Genomic DNA, 17,883 nt, shown 5'->3' with positions numbered 1-17,883 from the left:
CGTCCTTTGAAGGAATCTTGAAGAATGCAAGTGGCTAGTAGCGGCGACTACGGAACGAACACAAACTCAGGCGTATTCAGCAGCGCCCACAGCCCGTCTTCCAATCGCGTGCGCCACTCCGGGGTGAGTCGTTGTGTCGGCAAATCGCCACGACGCACGACCTGTTCTAACTCCAGCACAATCTCGTTAGCGCGGGGATCCAAGTGATTGGTCCACGAGACCAGTCCACGTGGCAATGGTCCTCGTTTTACCAGCGGAGCATCCACGCGCCGCGTTTCAAATCCCGGCGACAACAGTTCACGGAAAATCGCCAACTCTTCAGCGTCTGGCTCGCGAGTCAGGATGCGCAAGTAAAGTCGTCGCACCAAATCATCCAGCTTGATCTCTTCTAGCGCCATCGCCGTGAAGACGCTATCGTCGCTCAGCCGAGTAAAACGTTCGCCCAATTCGCCGTTGGCGAGAATCGCCGGCTGCAGGACGTTCGCCTCTTTGTCTCGTTCGGCAATTGGATTTTGTCGAGAGCCGGTCCAGCCAAACATCTCCATCGCGGTGATAAAGGGCGCCGCGAATGGCAGCGACAAGCTGGGGCGATCTCGTTCGTTCGAGAGCGAGACAAACTCCCACGCTCGAGTCGGCACGCCAAAGTCGGCCGAGCTGCTCGCTTCACGCGAGCCATCCAAGTCAATATTCAGCGGCCCCACGTCGAGCGATTTCTCACACGCCAGGAAGAGTGAGTCGACAATCTGTTCGGCCGTCATCCGCCGCGGCGCGGGGCCGGCGAAGTTGAACCCAAACGGCGATGGTTCGATCGTGGCTCGCTGGTAGGCGTCGGACGAGACAATCTGTCGCGTTAGGTGCTTCAAGTCGTAACCATGCGCGACAAAGTCGCGAGCCAAGTACTCTAACAGCTCTGGATGGGTGGGGTCGGCGTTTTCCCAGTCATCCAGCATCTCCACAAAGCCACGTCCCATCAGACGCTGCCAGACGCGATTGACCATGACCTGGGCGAAGCGGGTATTCTCGGGCGCGGTCATCAGCAGCGCCAATCGCTCGCGTGAATCCTCGGCGTCGTTCAAGTAAGCTTCGTCGGGCTCGCTTTCGAGTTGTTCAAAAGCCCAGTGGGGCGAGATTTTTTCGCCCGGCTGAAGGATTGACTTCACCAGCCCTTCGCGTCCGCCGCCGGGAACCGTGCTCGACTTGGGTACTGAGATCTGGCTGCGGTTGAGCATCGCTCCCATACCAAACAAGTCGGCCTGGGCGATGTCGTGATAAGGCGCGTCATGGCAGCGTGCACACTTCATCTGCACGCCGAGAAACGCTTGACCCAAAACAAATGCTTTGGCCGCCATTGGTGCGTCGTTTTGCGATGCAACCGCGAAACCGGCCGACCCGCCGCCGCGGGTGCTGCCTTCCATCATGACCAGTTCGGTCACCAGGCGATCAAGCGGCTTGTTGTCTTCAAATGACTCATACAAAAACCAGCGGAATGGGCCGGTGTTATTGAGCGTAGGGTTAATAATGTTGGGGTTTTCGGCCAGCGCGTCTTGCCAATACGAAACCCAGTGATCGGCCCAGCCGCTATCAGCAAGCAGGCGGCTAATCGCCCAGTTACGACGCTCAGCGGCTGGTTGTTTTTGATATTGGGCGATCAATTCAGGCGAAGGTATTCGTCCGACAATGTCCAGCGACAGGCGACGTAGGAAGGCCAAGTCGTCAATCTGCGCCGTCGGCAACTCCTCCGCTTCGGCCAGCACGACATTCAAAAAGCGATCAATGTTGTTGTGAACGGCGGCTTGATAAGGGGGCGCCAGTTCGGTCACGGTAGGAACTTCGAGCGCCTCTTGGGCAGCGACATATTCTTTCGCGTGGGCGTGACGTTTGTCCCAGTATGGTTTCGCTGCGTCGATCTCGGCGCGACGTTGGCGGTCAAGTTCGCGATACATCAGCCGCTGCTCGGCGGCAAAGGGGACCCAAGCTTCGTCAGTTACCGCAATCTGCATTTCGTCTCGCGGAGAAAGCAGATGGAAGTCTCCTTCCGGCGTCGCGATACTAACGGACGAGTCGCCGAACGTTTGCCGACGATTGCCCCCGCCGACGAACATCTCGAACGCGACGATATGCTCTTGGCCATCACCGGTAATCGTGATCACTTTCTCTTGATCGCCGCGAGCCAGTGGGCGAATGTTGGGCGCCAACGAGCGATCAGGATCAATCACCGTGCCGTGGGCCGAACTGCTAATGTTGTGAAACGGGGTTTGCACTTTCAACTCGCCGTCAATATAAACGCGTGCCGAGTTGCGCGAGCGAACCAATAAGCGATGCTCACCCTCTGGCAGCGTCACGCGCCCTGCGGCACGCAGCAAATAGGGGCTACTGCGATCGGCGCGAATGGCGTCGCCGTTGTACTTTTGGCGAGCATCCAAAAAGGCGAATGCCGGAATCTCATAGGCTTCGACAAAGCGGGGCTGGCGAAAGTCCCACGATTTGCGGTTCGGAATTCCTTCATACAACTCGATCCGCACTGCGTCACGCGGCAACTGGGCAACGTCAAAGGTCGGTTTCGGGGCATCGTAGCGATAACGTTTTTTGATCGCGGCGGCTGACAGCACATTGCGATAAAGCGCCACTTCATCAATCTGGCCATGGAACGAACTGCCAGCTTGGCCTCCCATCGCCGATCCAATCCACACCTGATCGTCGTCCACCAACGGGGCGGCGCCGGTGTCACCGCCCATGTCCCATTTGCCTTTGACCGGCTGTCCATCGATGTATCCGTGCAACGAACCTTTTTCGCCAAACACATAAGTCAACGCGACATGATGCCAACCATCGCCGACGGCGATTAGCTGTTCGCTATCCCAGCGGTGGTAACTGGCGTTGTCCGCGTCACGGTACAAAAAGCTGATGCCCACCGAATCACCGCCGCACAACCGGAGCGACCAGTTTTGATTGTCTGGAGAGAACCCCGCCCGATGCGTCCGACCCTTGCCGATGATGTAGATGTAGCTGCCGCTGCGATGTTGCGGCGAAACCCAGGCTTCGATCGTAATCGGATCGCCAGCCGCAAAATCGAGCGGGCTCTCGGCGCCGGGATCGTCAATTTCAAAGCGGCCGGGCTGTTGCGATAATTCCAGCGCCCGATTGTCGACATCAAACAACGGATACTGCGGCGCAGCAGCGCCATCCGTCAACTTGATCGACCCATGTTCCGTAGACGAAAGCTTCAGCCCGTCGGGAGCCTCGTTCTGAATTTTGGCCAGATCGTCCGCGTCAAAAGACAAGTACAGGACTGGATTATCGGTTTTGATCAGTTCGCGGTAGGTCGCTCCCTTGGCCCCGGTCGCGGCAAAAGCGATCAGGCAAAGAGAGGTTAAATAGGTAAACGCAGGGCTGCGGTACGGCATAAGTACTGCCTTGATGGTCAGATTCAAAACATTGGTGGGCGTTTAAGGTGGGCATCGCCAATTTGACGATGAAACTCAATTCTATCAAAAATCCTTTCACTTGGCCAAGTAAAATCAATTACAAACAAAAGGAGTTTCCGTCGCTTGGTGCGCTGCTAGCGTCGGGTGGTTGACCCTTGGGCGGCCGAAATCGTACAAAGACGGTTTGACAAACCACTTCCGACGACGAGCAGGGAGCTCTGGAACGTTGAATCCTCCGATCAAAAACGCACTGATTAGTGTCAGCGACAAGCTGGGCTTGGCCGACTTCGCTCGCGGCCTGACTGCCTGCGGGATCACCATTTACTCTACAGGTGGAACCAGAAATCACCTAGAAGGAGAGGGGATCGCCGTCCGCGATGTTTCCGAATACACCGGTTTTGCGGAAATGATGGACGGTCGGCTGAAGACGCTCCACCCGAAAATCTTTGGCGGCATCCTGTGCCGACATGACCGCGAAGATGACATGCGTGCGATCGATCAGCATCGGATCGAACCTTTTGCGTTGGTGGTCGTCAATCTCTACCCGTTTGCCGCGACCATCGCCAAGCCGGGGGTGACCATGGCCGAAGCGATCGAGCAGATCGACATCGGCGGGCCCAGCCTGGTCCGAGCGGCCGCCAAAAACCATGCATTCACCACCATCGCATCCTGCGCCGAGCAGTACGCCGAGATCCTGGCTCAGGTCCAAGAGAGCGGCAGTACAACCTTTGAACTGCGCCAGAAGTTGGCAGGCGAAGCCTTCTCGCATACCGCCGCCTATGACTGCGCGATCTCGGATTACTTTGCGTCCCAGCTGACGCCAGAAGCTTTTCCCGCGACGATGCACATCACGCTGAAGCGGGAAGAGGTGTTGCGCTACGGCGAGAATCCTCATCAGGAAGCGGCCGTTTACAGCAACCCACGTGAAGTGGGCGCCAATCTCGTCACCGCTCAGCAGTTGAACGGCAAAGGCCTGTCGTACAACAATCTGCTGGATCTCGACAGCGCCTTGGCGATTGCTCGCGGTCTGCCCGACTGCGGCGTCAGCGTGGTCAAGCACAACAATCCGTGCGGCGCCGCCTCTAGCGACAATATCGCCGACGCTTGTCGCAAAGCGATGGACGGCGATCCGACGAGCGCCTTTGGCAGCGTCTTGGGCTTCAATCAGCCGGTGGACGCTGCGGCGGCCGAGTATCTCTCGACCCCAGGCCTGTTTGTCGAAGCAATCGCCGCGCCTAGCTTTTCGCCGGAAGCGGTCGAAATTTTGACCACCAAGCCAAAGTGGAAAGCCAATGTCCGCTTGATGCAGGTCGGCGAGTTCACCGATCGGCGCCCTGCCTTGCAGACGCGTTGGATCGAAGGGGGACTGCTGGTTCAGGGGACCGACTTTGGCGACGATCCCGAAGCCGAGTGGACCGTGGCGACCGAAACGAAAGTTTCGCCGCAGCTGTGGGCCGAACTAAAGTTTGCCTGGGCTGTCTGTCGCTACGTGAAGTCGAATGCGATCGTGCTGTGCAAAGATCGCGCCCTGATTGGCGCCGGCGCTGGCCAAATGAGCCGCGTCGACTCGGTCGAAATTGCGATCAAAAAGGCCGCCGAGCGTGGCCCCGGCAGCGTGTTGGCCAGCGATGCGTTTTTCCCCTTCCCCGATTCGATTCATGAAGCGGCCAAAGCAGGCGTCGCCGCGCTGATTCAACCCGGCGGATCGAAGCGAGATCAAGAGGTGATTGATGCGTGCAATCAGCACGGATTGCCGATGATCTTCACTAATCGCCGTCACTTCCGTCACTAAACCACTGCGGAAAGTTTGATTCGTGCCGACAGTTCTCGACAAAATCGTCGCTACCAAACGGGAAGAGATCGCCGTCGCGAAGTTGCAATATCCGGCCGAGCAGCTGCAAAGCATGCTGGCCGCCGCGCCGCCGGTTCGTGACTTTTTTGGAGCGCTGGCCGCGCCGGGCCCGATCAAACTGATCGCAGAAGTAAAAAAAGCGAGCCCGTCGAAAGGGGTCATTCGCGAGCACTTCAACCCGGTCGAGATCGCGTTGGCCTACCAAGCGGCTGGTGCGACCTGCATCAGCTGTTTGACCGACGAAGTCTATTTTCAAGGCTCGCTTGACTACCTGCGTGAGATCCGCCAAGCGGTCGAGATTCCGGTCCTGCGAAAAGACTTTATCCTCGATCCCTATCAGCTGCTAGAAGCGCGCGTCGCCGGCGCTGACGCCGTGTTGCTAATCGCTGAATGTCTCGACGATGAGACGCTCGGTCTGTTGCATCACGACGCGTTGCAGTTGGGGATGACTCCGCTGGTCGAGCTATATGACCCAGAGAATATCTCCCGCGTCCTCGCAGCCGGAGCCAACTTGATCGGGGTCAACAATCGCGATTTGCGGACCTTCGAGATCGACCTGCAACATACGGTTCGTCTGCGTCAGCAAATCCCTAGCGACAAACTGCTGGTCGGCGAAAGCGGGATCTTCACTCACGACGACGTACAACTGTTAGAGCGGGCCGAAGTGAACGCAATCCTGGTAGGCGAAAGTCTGATGCGCCAAGAGGATATCGGCGCCGCCGTGAGGAAGCTTTTGGGGACTGAAGCGTAGTTCCAGTCGTTGTGAGATCGCAACAACAGCCATTGCGTTAGTTTGCTTTGACGTTGCGTTATTTCAAACCGCTTGGACACTAGCCCGCAGCGCAAGCGAGGAAATGCGCCTAGCTACTTCGATCCGGATTGGAGTCGCCCAGCGGATTTCCTCGCTCGCGCTGCGGGCTAGTGTGAACGTTTTCGACTTCTTCCCGGCGGCGTTTTTCTCGTATTTCGGCTATTTTTTCGGTTTCACTCTTGAGCGGATGCTTACCGCTTTCATGCGTAGATTGAGCATCTCGACGATCAACGCAAACGCCATCGCAAAGTAGACGTAGCCTTTGTCAAAGTGGGCGCCGGTTCCTTCGGCGACCAGCATAACGCCGATCAAAATCAAAAAGCTTAACGCCAGCATCTTCAGCGTGGGGTGCCGCTCGACGAAGTTCGAGATCGGATTGGCGAACGCAATCATCACGCCAACCGCGATGATGACCGCGGCAACCATCACGTAAATGCCGGGGATGAAACCGCCGATTTCTCCTTTGACCATCCCGACGGCGGTGATCACGGAGTCGAGCGAAAAGATGATGTCAAGCAGCACAATTTGCGTGATCACTCCGCTGAACGTGATGGCTTTCGGCGTCTCGGATTCGTGTTCTGGCACGTGCTCCAGCTTTTCATGCACCTCATGCACGCTTTTCCAGATCAAAAACAGACCGCCAAAAAAGAGAATCAGGTCTTTGATCGATACGTGATTTAACTCTTCGTGCTCGGTGAGATAATTGAGCTGGATCCCCAGATCGGTCCAACTGAACAAGGGGAAGGTCGCTTTCATCACCCACGAGATCGTCAGCAGCAGCAAGATCCGCATCCCCAGCGCCGCCAACAGGCCCAGCTTGCGCGCTTTGGGGCGTTGCTCTTCGGGCAAACGCCCTGAGATGATCGCGATAAACACGATATTGTCGATGCCCAAGACGACTTCGAGCGCGGTCAGCGTGAGCAAGGCAATCAGAGCTTCAATCCATGCATCCATCGAGCGGCGATCCTGTGTCGGCGAAACAATTTCTCGGGCAGCTGTTCGTCGGCCAGAAGTAGATCCAGGACTGCTTTCGGCACGACTTTCTACACGAAGCGAGTAATCATAGCCGAGACGCTATGCGGCGCATACCAAAGTGGCGAGTTGAATTTAGACCGGCGGCGGTTCAGAATAAAGCGACCCCACCTATCTTTCATCCCTTATGGAATCGCCTGCCATGCCCACTTTGTTCGACCGACGCGACGCTTTTCGTTTGGCTGGCCTGGCCGGAGCCGGTTTTTGGCTGGGGACGGCGGCAACCCACGCGGCGGAGAAAGCGGTGGAGGAAACGGCGACGACCGATGAATTTGGCATTCGCTTTTGCCTAAACATGTCGACGATTCGCGGCCAAGATTTGCCGCTGGATCAAGAAATCGAAATTGCCGCCCAGGCGGGCTACAGCGGCGTAGAGCCCTGGATCAGCAAAATCGTCGCCTACCAGCAGTCAGGGGGCAGTCTGGACGATCTCCGCAAGCGGATTGCGGATCACGGCCTGCGGGTGGAAAGCGCCATCGGTTTCGCCCAGTGGATCGTTGATGACGAAGCGACCCGCAAAAAGGGGCTAGAGGACGCGCGTCGTGACATGCTGCTGGTCAAATCGATTGGCGGCACGCGAATCGCCGCGCCGCCGGCAGGCGCGACCAAGGGGCCCAAGCTGGATCTATTGACCGTCGCCGATCGGTATCGCGCCCTGTGTGAAGTGGGCGAAGAAGTGGGAGTGACTCCCGAGCTAGAGCTCTGGGGGTTCTCGGACAATCTGAGCCGTCTGGGGGAAGTCGCCTGCGTTGCGACCGAAGCGGCCCATCCGCGGGCCTGCATCATGCCGGACGTCTACCATATCTACAAAGGGGGCTCGGATTTCGCCGGTCTGCGCTTCATCAACGGAGCGGCGATGCCGGTCTTTCATATGAACGACTATCCGGCCGAGCCGCCGCGGAGCACGATCAATGACAGCTATCGGGTCTTTCCCGGGGATGGGGTCGCGCCGCTCACGCAGATCATTCGCGATCTGCACGCCGGCGGTTTTCGCGGCGCGTTCTCGTTAGAGCTGTTCAACGCCGCCTATTGGAAACAAGACGCGCTGCAAGTCGCCCAAGAAGGGCTCGCGAAAATGCAGGCAGCGGTCCGCAAGGCGCTGGCTTAACTTAAGCTTGTGGCAATCGCAAAAAGCTGCTGGCCTTCCCCTGCGCTACGTTCCCTACTCTTCGTTGGCGAAGCGGCAGTTGGCGACGTACCATTCGTAGTCAAAGCCGCTCTCTGGTTGGCCCGATAAACGCGCCATTTCGACTGCGATCTCGCGATGCAAATCCCCGGCAGTCGCATCAAAAATGCAAGTGGTAAACGGCTTGCCGCCATCGAAGCGCGTTTGCGACACCCGCAGAAACTTGAAGTGCGGTTGCTGGCTTTTATGTTCGAGCAGCCATTTGATCGGCGGCAGCTCGAGGAAATCGCTGTACTGCTGCAGCGCCTCGGGGTTTTCGCTGTAGTACACATTGAGATTGCCATCGAGCGGAACTCGACCCGGCGAAGAAATCGAGAGCTGATGGGCTTCCTGGGGGGATTTGACCACCAGCGGCAGCCAAGCCTTGGCGAACGTGACCGCGTTGCCTTCGATCGCCTGGGCGGTGATCACGTGGTTTGCGACGCTGGCTGCTCCGAGTACGGCGGAGAGAATCAAGCCAACCGTGGCGACTCCCTTGCCGGTCATGTGATCGCTGAAGGCAATTTTGCGCAGCGCGATCAACGCGACAATCACGCCGATGATCGGCACAAACCAGAAGATCTGGTTGGAGATCGCTAGTACGGATGCGAACCCCAAAATTAACGCGACGATCGCTGCACGACTCGGTTCGCGATAATTGACGAGATCTTCGTTGCCGGCGGTTAGTTCAGGAGAGGAGAATTCAGTCATCATTTCACAATACAGAGAGTGCACGAAAAGCTACGGGGCGACGAACAATCCTTCTTTGTTTTTCAACGCAGCGTTCCGCTCGATACGCGAATCGACATAGTTGGTGACATCAAAAGGCTGGCCGAGCAAGCCCATCCCAAAGTAGGAGGGAGCGCCAACATACCAACCGCCGAAAAACATGCCGCTAGCGCGAGTAGAGAAGTGGTTGGAGACCAGGTTCTGGAACCCATCGGCGGCGATCGGCGCCGAAAAGAGCGTAAAGCAAGTCCAGGCCAGAAAGACGTTGGTCGCCCAGACGCAAAACAAATAGTTAAGCACCGTTTCTCGACCACCGCCCCCAATCCGCACCGGCACCGGCGACAGCTTGTCAGTAATCGCGCGCGTGATGGCGAAAAAGATCAGGAACAACACCCAGATCGAGAGAAACTCGGCAAAGTAATAGAGACCGTCGTACAGACTGATCAGAAAATTGGCCAACGGGGCTGCGTAGTTAAACGCCATGATCCCGGCAAACACGATGTTAAACATCATCAGGCAGCAAGTCCAAAAACCTTGCTGGAACGTTAAGGCGAAAAACGCCATTGAAAGCAAGACCAAACCGACGACGTTCATATCCATGGCGAAATCGCCTTTCTGAGCTCGGAGCTCTAGGTAACTTTATTCTTTGAGTGCGCGACCAACTTCTTCCAAAGAGGTGACCCCGCTGACGGCCAGCAGGATCCCTTCTTCTTGCATCGTGCGATTGCCGGCCTGTTTGGCGACAGCTCGTAGCGTCTCAAGTCGCGGCTGCGATACCAGCGCCTTGCGGAAGTTGGCGTCTACTTTGACAAGTTCAAAGATCCCGACGCGACCGTAAAAACCAATGCCGCCGCACTTGGTGCAGATCGACTTGGGATCTTCGGGATCAGGCTTTCCGGCGCGATACAGCGTATCGACTCGGCCGGCCGGAATCCCCAGTTTTTGCAGCATCTGCGGAGTCGGCTGAAATGGCTCGCGACATTTGTCGCACAAGCGGCGACACAAACGCATGTTGAGCGACGCGATCACCGCTTTGGCGAATTCTTTCGGCTCTGAACCGATCGCCAGCACGCGCAAAATCGCTTCGACCGCTTCTTTGGCCCGCGTCGTCGTAAAGACCAGGTTCTTTTCCTGGGCCCGCTCGATCATGATTTCCATCGTCACCGCGTTGTCGATCTCGCGCATCACGATCACGTCGGGCTGCTTACGGAGCAACGTGGGGAGCAAATTCTCTTGCTGCTCTTTGGCTGGATCGTACTTGACCAGCATGACATTCAGAATGTCAGGCTCGGTAGACGTCGTTTTCTCGAGACCAGTAAAGTCGCGCACCAGACGATCGGTCGAGCCCAGACCCAGCGAGTAAAGGGTCGAGAGTCCTCCCTCAGGGCGTGCCGAAAAGATGAAGAGGCCGTGCGGTTCTAGCATCAGCTGCTTCACCTCTTCCGCCAGCTTCTCGCGCATTCCCAGGTCGATCAACGTCGCGAGCTTCGGATCATTGCCAGAGAACTCTAGCAACACGCGTTCGCCGGTCGGCACGCCTTGGCTGGAGACCTTGCAAACATACTTGATCTTGTTGTAGTTCGCGCCAAATGTCCCTTGCTGCCGCGAGCGGCGATCTTCGGGCTTCAGGCCAGCGATCAGTTTCATCACGGCCAGCAAGAGATCGCTGGACTCGCGATCGCGAGATTCGCCGGGATGCCAAACGCCGTCAATGAAATATTTCATCACGACGGTTTCTTTGCCGTAGTCCATCAAGATTTTGTTGGCATGCCGCGCGTGCATATCGGCGATCAGCTCTTTCAGCCAGACGTAGGCGTCAGGAGCTTTGCGGGCTTTGTAGAGATTCGCGTTGTTCGCTTCGCTGTCTCCCCCTTTAGCGATCAACTCGACATTGGGGCCCAGTTGCCAAGGCTCCTTGCGTTCGGCGTCGACCTTTCCGCCGGTCAATTGCGAGAAGACAAACCGGATATGATCCGGCGTCATGACGCGCAAGTGGGGATCAAGCATCGCGTTCCGTTTGTTGATATAGATCGCTAACGGCACCACGTAAATCGCTACGGCAAACAGAAAGCCGAGGAAAAACGGGACCAGCGCGACAAATCCCCAAGCGAGCATGAAGAACGGCCAGAAATTAAGCGAGACCCAACCGGCCTGCGACAATTTCATTTTTTCAGAGTCTTCGCTGACCCAGGTCGTTGAATAGACCCAGCAGAGATAGAGCCCCCAGACCATCAACAGCATGACGGGATTGACGAACCCATATTCGCCCGACTCGCCGATGGTTGGTGAGGTCGCCGCTGCCGCAGCATCCTGAGCCCAAGCGTAGACCGGCGTCAAAGTTACGACGGCCCATGCCGCCGCAATGGAGAGGAGTGAAGAGGTGCGCTGCATTAGACCATACCAGGTTGCGAAACATTGATACCTTTGAGCGACATCTTCAACGCTTCTAGATTCGGCGCGACGGCGAAAGCCGTTTCGCGATCGATCAGTTCATCTTCGATCAACTTTTTCAGGCTCATCGTAAAGTCCTGCATGCCGTCGTCTTTGCCGATTCGGATCGCGTCGGGCAGCTTGCTGTCTTTGCCTTCCAAAATCAGCTTTTGCACCATCGGCGTCATGGTCATGATTTCGACGGTCGGCACGCGACCAACGCCAGGCTTGATCGATTTTAAGAGCTTCTGAGCGACGATGCCGCGCATGTTAAACGCCATGGCGCTGCGAATCGAACCATGCATTTCTTCGGGGAACAAGTCGAGAATACGGCCAATGGTGCTCGGCGCGCTAGAAGCGTGAATCGTACCAAACACCAAGTGCCCTGTTTCCGCCGCGTGAATCGCCGTGAGGAACGTTTCTTGATCACGCATTTCGCCGATGAGGATGATATCGGGATCTTCACGCACCGCGTGCCCCATCGCAATCTCAAAGTTCTTTACGTCTTGTCCAATCTCGCGCTGATTGATCAGGCACTTGTCTTCGGAATAGACAAATTCAATCGGGTCTTCCAGCGTCAGAATATGCTTGGAGTAGTTGGCGTTGATCCAGTTCAGCATGGACGCAATCGTCGTACTCTTGCCTGATCCGGTCACGCCGGCCAGCAGCACCATCCCTTGGTCAAACTTGCAGAGCGATTCCATGATCGGCGGTAGATTTAAACCGTCAAACTTGGGAATCCAGTTATTGATGCGCCGCGCGACCAAGCCCAGGTTGCCCAACTGGGTCAGCATGTTCACACGAAACCGCCACCGCACGCCGTCGACCTGAATCTGATGGGCGAAGTCGGCGCCCCCGTTCTCTTCAAGAATTCGCTTGTTGCGTTCATCCAGCAGCGGCAACAGCAAGCGAACCATCTCTTCGGCTTCGACCGGCCCGCGATTCAATTCGCGCAGGGTGCCGCTGATCCGCACGATCGGCGGTCGTCCGACTTTCATGTGCAAGTCAGAGCCTTCTAGCTTGACGCAGGCCTTGAAGATCTTGTCGACCTCCAATTCTTCGCGCTTCTGCAGGTATTTGCTGGTGAGTTCTTCAGGGGTAGACATCTGCTCGTTCTCCGTCCTGTCCGTTAGATCCGTACTGCGACACCGCGCTGGGCCATGATCCGCTTGGTTTCTGCAATCGTATATTCGCCGAAATGAAAGATGCTCGCCGCGAGCGCCGCGTCTGCTTTGCCCAGTTGGATCGCATCCGCAAGATGTTCGGGCTTGCCGGCGCCGCCGCTGGCGACAACCGGAATCGACACCGCTTGACTGACCGCTTTGGTAACTTCGAGATCGTAGCCATCCTTGGCGCCGTCACGGTCCATGCTGGTCAGCACAATCTCTCCTGCGCCCAACTCTTCGACTGCTTGCGCCCAGGAGACCGCTTCGAGCCCGGTTGGCGTCCGCCCGCCGTTGATGTGAACTTCCCAGATCTCTTCGCCCTCTGCATTGGTGACCCGTTTAGGGTCGATGTTGACCACGATGCACTGGCTGCCGAAGCGCCGCGCCGCTTCGCGAACAAACTCTGGATTTTTACAGGCGGCCGAATTGATCGAGACTTTGTCGCTGCCGGCGTTGAGCAAGGCGCGAATGTCGTCGATCGTGCGAATGCCGCCGCCGACCGTCAGCGGCATAAAGACTTGCTCGGCAGTGCGCCGCACCACATCCAGCATGATGGCGCGTTCTTCATGGCTGGCGCAGATGTCGAGAAAAACGAGTTCGTCGGCGCCTTCTTGCTCATAACGTGAAGCAACTTGCACAGGATCGCCGGCGTCGCGCAGGTTGACGAAATTGGTTCCTTTGACGACGCGACCACGATCGACGTCGAGACAGGGAATCACGCGATGAGCCAGCATCGGCGACTTTCGAGTTAAATAGTTGCGTAAACGGGAGTTCCGGCCAGTCGCTAGCAGAAGTTTGGCGACCGAAGAGGTGCAAATCTACTGTAAGCCGCGCAGGGGAGAGGGTCAACTAACCCAGCCCCGTTCTTGCCGATTTGCTGGGCTTTGTCTGCCGAAAGACCGGCTGTGCGGCGCTGCGGCGTTCTCCAGCGTCAAGGACAAAAAAAGCCCGCGAACACCCAGTGGCGCTCGCGAGCTAAGTTTCGCTATCTCTGGTATCGCTAACCCCACAGGGCGAGCGAATTCATCGATTAATATTCGCCGATGACTTGACCGTCGTTGCGAATGCCTAGGCGTTGGTAGATGCCCAGGGATGTCGGCGTGGCGATCGAAACTGCATCTCCAGATCCAGCGCCTTCCATCCAGCTTGCCGTGGTGATGCCGGTAACGTTGAAGTCAATCGTTTCCGCAATGAACTTCACCGAACCGTCACCCAGGGTGAACTGCGTGCCGCCGGGATGGGTGCTGCTGAAGCCGTCCCAGATGGTGTTCGCGGGCAGGCTAAGCGGGGCTGGGCCTGCATTTTGGCTCTTGTAGTTCGGCGGAACACTGACCTTGCCCAAAGCATTAGCGCTCGTAGCGGTAGCGTTTGCATTAATGGCCGCATTGCCAGTCCAGGTGCCAACACCTTGATACTCAGCACGCTCTCCCATGAGGATCGTGTTGCTCGTACCGTCGGTCATCGACTGAAATCCAGTCTTGCTTTGCGGGTACATCACGCCGTTGTTGTTGTAAACCTGGGTGTCAAAGACGCCAGCACAAGCAACATAGTTGGTGGTGCTAGTTTGGTAACCGCCGCTCGAATAAGCGCGAACCGCAGTTCCTGTGGGGCAGCCGGTTTGTGGTGCTCCACCAACCGGGTTTTTGACATTGCGGCAGCTGGGCAAGACAGACGCCGTGTCGCTGGGGCAACGAAATGCACTGATTTCCGTCTCCATCTGAGTCTTCAAATTCGGGTAGGTCCCGGTATTGAGTCCGTTCGTGAAGGCAACCGTCAACGTGTTCTTGGAAACTCCCATCGCGTCGTACAGGTTGTTCTGTTCGAGTTGCGGAAGAATCAAGGCGCCCCACGCCCAGTTGTTTGTGGCGACGGTTCCACTGAGCAGACCACCGCTGGGGAAGGTCTTGAAGGTGTCGGCATAAGTATGGCAAGCCAGGCCGAGCTGCTTCAGATTGTTAGTGCAGGACATGCGGCGAGCCGCTTCACGGGCTTGCTGAACGGCCGGCAGAAGTAGTGCGATCAACACGCCGATAATGGCGATAACGACCAAAAGCTCGACGAGGGTAAAACCTCGACGGCGAGAACCAAGAGCGATAGACATTGCCTCTCCAAAAGATAGCGAAGGGAAGTACTGTTCCGAGTGTGCTTAGATGCTCAACGACGAGAATCGTTATAGGCTCCGCTTGACCTTTAGAGCTGCGCAAGGCGGGTCCTACGAGATTCATTCAAGATTTGAACGGCATGAATGTCAAGCTATCGGTTTGAAAATTAATAAACTAGCAAACCGTTCAGAATATAAAAATACCAGAGAATTTTTGTTGACACTGCTTGCGACTGAACGGCCGGTGTAATTTTGCCGAAAAAATGACAGGAAATCACCTCTAACCCCTCTCAAGCTGCCAACTGTCCGTAGTATCTGGCCATCAGCGAAGACGAATTACGGGAAACCGAGGAGGGGAAGTTTTTTTTCATTTGACATTCTTCGGGGGGGGCTTTGGGCGGTGTTTTCCCCCGTATGCCGATTGGCCGATGAATGGTGCGGAGCGCGGGATGTGGTGCTGCTCTCGGGATGTCGTGTGGACGAAATCAGCATCGCCGCGGGGCACGCCGACAAGTCCGAACCAGCTCGTTGGTGTGGTCACAGCCGGCGCAGATTGCAGGGTTCTTCGCCGTATTGTTTGTCGGTGCGGCAGCGCGCATGAAAAACGCCTGACAAGGTCTCGTCAGGCGTTTTTCATGATTGCAGTCTTGCCAAAAGCGGGCATTTGCCGGCGGGATTAGCTCGTCTTGGGTGCGATTGTGCACATCATGCGGCGTCCCATCTGCTTCGGCGTCGATTCGACCTTGCCAAACTCTTCCAGCAATTCGATGACTTGCTTCATGACGCGATGGCCTTCGTCGACGTGGGCCATTTCGCGACCGCGAAACTGGATCGATACCTGGACTTTGTCTTTGTGCTTGAGAAAGGTGATCGCCTGCTTCACTTTGAATTCGATATCGTGATCCCCGGTTTTGGGGCGCAGGCGAATCTCTTTGGTTTTCGCGTGATGCGAGTGAGATTTGTGCTGTTTTTTGTTTTGCTGATACTTGAATTTGCCGTAGTCCATGATTCGACATACGGGGGGATTGGCCAGGGGAGCAACTTCCACAAGGTCTAATCCAACAGCGCGCGCTTTGGTGAGCGCTTCTTCGGTGGGAATGATTCCGAGTTGTTCTCCCTCCTCGTCAATGACGCGCACCGGAGATTTACGTATTCTCTCGTTAATGCGTGTCTGATCGCGTTCACGTTCGCGATCCCGTGAATTCCGGTCTAAGATGGTAGTTGATCCTTCTTCGGGGATTGAAACTGGTGAGTACAGGCGCAGCATCAGCTGCGAGTTTTGATTGAGTCTAGCATTGTAGCTATTTTCGGAACAGTTTGCCTGTTGTTTTTCAACTCCCCCAAAAATAACGATTTTTTCGACCATTCCTAGGGGTTGGGTAGGCCGAGTTTTAGGGGGCCGGTTGAGGGCGTTTCAAGGCCGCTTCGCCGGCTGTGGCTGGAGATGTCGGTCGATTGCCGCACGCTGCATGAGGAAATCTTGGCGAATCGCCGCCGAATTCTGAAAAATGAGCGCGATTGCTCTTGTCGCACTTGGCTTGGCAGTCGACATTGGTCCGACCTCGCGAACGATCGAGGCAAGGATGCTATCACGTTCGCGCAGTTTTGTTTCGCATTGGGCGCCCTGTTCGCCCCACGCTCCAGGGAGGGACGCGATGAACGCAGTCTCCGCGCTATTGTTCACGGTCGCGCTGTCGGCCGCTCCGGCCGCCAATCCGCAATCGCCTGTTCTCTACTATGTGACCGCCGATTGGTGCGTCTATTGTCGTGAAATGAAGCCGGCCATCGAACGGCTCCAAGCGGCCGGATACCCCGTGGTGGTCGTCGACCAGACTCGCGATCCAGACATGGCCCAACGACTTGGGGTTCGCGGACTTCCCGCCTATCGCATGGTGCACCAAGGTCAAATCGTCGCCCAGTCCGAAGGACGGACCAGCTATGACGCGTTGGTCGCGATGTTTCCCCAACAATCAACCAACCCACCACGCGATGCTCGCAGCGCTGCGCCGCAGCAAACATCTTCGCCAGTCGTTCGCGGTCAATCGCCGGGCGGAGCGATGCAAAGCGGCAATCCTGCGGCGGCTCGGCAAAAGGCATTAGCCGCTACGGTGCGCCTGAAGGTGATCGATCCCGATGGCTACTCTTACGGCACCGGCACCATTGTCCATTCTCATCAGGGCGAAACGCTGATCCTGACATGCGGGCATTTGTTCCGCGATTCGCAAGGCCGCGGCGAGATCGAAATCGAATCGTTTGCCCCCGGCGCCGCAGGTGCTGCTCCTGGTCGTTTATTAAGCTATGACCTAGACCGCGACGTGGCCCTGGTGACGTTTAAGCCAAGCGTACCGGTCGAAGCCGTGCCGGTCCGCAGCCCCGAAATACCGGTTTCAGTTGGTGAAAAAGCGTTTACGGTGGGTTGCGATCAAGGCGCCGACGCCACGATTCGAGAAAGCCGCATTAATAGCCTAAACCGCTATCAAGGCCCCGATAATCTTCAAGCGGCAGGCGCGCCGATCGACGGACGCAGCGGCGGCGGATTGTTTAATGACGCAGGAGAATTGATCGGCGTCTGCAACGCGGCTGATCCTGAATACGACGAAGGCTATTACGCCGCCGGCAAAACGATCTTCGCCATGCTGGAAGAAAAGAAAATCGCTCACCTCTTTATTGCTCCGGCTCAATCGCAGTCGGCCCAATCCCAAATGGCCCAAAACGCGCCAAGTCGCATGCCGGCGTCGCCAGCCATGGCAGATATGCCCCGGGCTGAACCGGTCTCGAATCTTGCCTCGCGTGGGGCGCCGGCGATGCCCTCAGGCGGCGCGCTGCCTGGCGGCAACGACTTGTCGCCGCGTGAGCGAGAAGTGCTTGAATACCTGCGCCGCCATGGGGATGAAGCCAACATCACGCTGTTGTTTCACTCCAAATCGAATCCCGATGCCCAACCGGCGGCATTTACGCTGCCTGGGCGCCCTTCCCCTCAGTTTCTAGAGCGTGTTCTGGGGGCCGCAGCTGGGCAGAATGGCGCGATGGTCGTACGTGGGCAAAGTCAGTAAAACCGCTATTTTGATGCCCTAAATGTGCATTTGTTTGCGCATAAGTGCTAATTGTTGCGATCCTCTGCCGGCTTGTGGGGGAGCGGCTTCCCGTATTGCGCAAATTCACGAAATCCCGC

The 17,883-nt window shown here is 56.8% G+C and carries 13 protein-coding genes; 4 read left to right on the top strand and 9 right to left on the bottom strand.

Features of this window, described 5'->3' with window-relative positions; genetic code table 11:
* Positions 1–47: 47 nt before the first annotated feature.
* Positions 48–3,404, bottom strand: coding sequence for a DUF1553 domain-containing protein (locus SH421x_RS24745; RefSeq protein WP_488852694.1), 3,357 nt, complete (start codon positions 3,402–3,404; stop codon positions 48–50).
* A 247-nt stretch (positions 3,405–3,651) separates the two neighbouring features.
* On the opposite strand from SH421x_RS24745, the gene purH reads away from it, so the two are divergent.
* Positions 3,652–5,217 carry a bifunctional phosphoribosylaminoimidazolecarboxamide formyltransferase/IMP cyclohydrolase gene (purH, locus tag SH421x_RS24740; protein WP_488852693.1) on the top strand — a complete coding sequence of 522 codons (1,566 nt, stop codon included), beginning with the start codon at positions 3,652–3,654 and terminating at the stop codon, positions 5,215–5,217.
* Between the two features lie 22 nt (positions 5,218–5,239).
* Entirely contained in the window at positions 5,240–6,028 is a 789-nt protein-coding gene (gene trpC / locus SH421x_RS24735; RefSeq protein ID WP_488852692.1) for an indole-3-glycerol phosphate synthase TrpC, read from the top strand.
* A gap of 219 nt (positions 6,029–6,247) precedes the next feature.
* On the opposite strand, the gene SH421x_RS24730 is transcribed toward trpC, so the two are convergent.
* Positions 6,248–7,042, bottom strand: coding sequence for a TerC family protein (locus SH421x_RS24730; protein ID WP_488852691.1), 795 nt, complete (start codon positions 7,040–7,042; stop codon positions 6,248–6,250).
* Positions 7,043–7,262: 220 nt separating this feature from the next.
* Between SH421x_RS24730 and SH421x_RS24725 the strand changes: the two genes are divergently transcribed.
* Positions 7,263–8,228, top strand: a complete 966-nt coding sequence (locus SH421x_RS24725; protein ID WP_488852690.1) for a sugar phosphate isomerase/epimerase family protein — start codon at positions 7,263–7,265, stop codon at positions 8,226–8,228.
* A gap of 54 nt (positions 8,229–8,282) precedes the next feature.
* Here SH421x_RS24725 and SH421x_RS24720 read toward each other — a convergent pair whose 3' ends face one another.
* The 7 genes from SH421x_RS24720 to infC form a co-directional block, all read right to left on the bottom strand.
* Positions 8,283–8,999, bottom strand: a complete 717-nt coding sequence (locus tag SH421x_RS24720) for a DUF4190 domain-containing protein (RefSeq protein ID WP_488852689.1) — start codon at positions 8,997–8,999, stop codon at positions 8,283–8,285.
* A 27-nt stretch (positions 9,000–9,026) separates the two neighbouring features.
* Complete coding sequence (locus SH421x_RS24715; RefSeq protein WP_488852688.1) at positions 9,027–9,614, bottom strand: hypothetical protein; 588 nt, start codon at positions 9,612–9,614, stop codon at positions 9,027–9,029.
* A gap of 39 nt (positions 9,615–9,653) precedes the next feature.
* A complete protein-coding gene (locus SH421x_RS24710; protein ID WP_488852687.1) occupies positions 9,654–11,405 on the bottom strand; it encodes an ATPase, T2SS/T4P/T4SS family in 1,752 nt (583 codons plus the stop codon).
* Positions 11,405–12,550, bottom strand: a complete 1,146-nt coding sequence (locus SH421x_RS24705; protein WP_488852686.1) for a type IV pilus twitching motility protein PilT — start codon at positions 12,548–12,550, stop codon at positions 11,405–11,407. Before SH421x_RS24705 ends, SH421x_RS24710 begins: the two co-directional genes overlap by 1 nt.
* Before the next feature lie 23 nt (positions 12,551–12,573).
* Positions 12,574–13,344: an imidazole glycerol phosphate synthase subunit HisF gene (hisF, locus tag SH421x_RS24700; RefSeq protein ID WP_488852685.1), complete on the bottom strand. Its 771-nt coding sequence runs from the start codon at positions 13,342–13,344 to the stop codon at positions 12,574–12,576.
* Between the two features lie 296 nt (positions 13,345–13,640).
* A complete protein-coding gene (locus SH421x_RS24695) occupies positions 13,641–14,711 on the bottom strand; it encodes a DUF1559 family PulG-like putative transporter (RefSeq protein ID WP_488852684.1) in 1,071 nt (356 codons plus the stop codon).
* 676 nt (positions 14,712–15,387) lie between these two features.
* On the bottom strand, positions 15,388–15,927 hold the full coding sequence (gene infC / locus SH421x_RS24690; RefSeq protein WP_488856486.1) for a translation initiation factor IF-3: 540 nt from the start codon (positions 15,925–15,927) through the stop codon (positions 15,388–15,390).
* Between the two features lie 439 nt (positions 15,928–16,366).
* On the opposite strand from infC, the gene SH421x_RS24685 reads away from it, so the two are divergent.
* Positions 16,367–17,764, top strand: coding sequence for a trypsin-like peptidase domain-containing protein (locus tag SH421x_RS24685; protein ID WP_488852683.1), 1,398 nt, complete (start codon positions 16,367–16,369; stop codon positions 17,762–17,764).
* The last annotated feature ends 119 nt before the right edge of the window (positions 17,765–17,883 follow it).

The sequence above is a fragment of the Blastopirellula sp. SH421 genome, assembly GCF_057808535.1.
The sequence above is the reverse complement of the archived record's forward strand: the minus strand, read 5'-3'. Positions and strand labels throughout refer to the sequence as shown.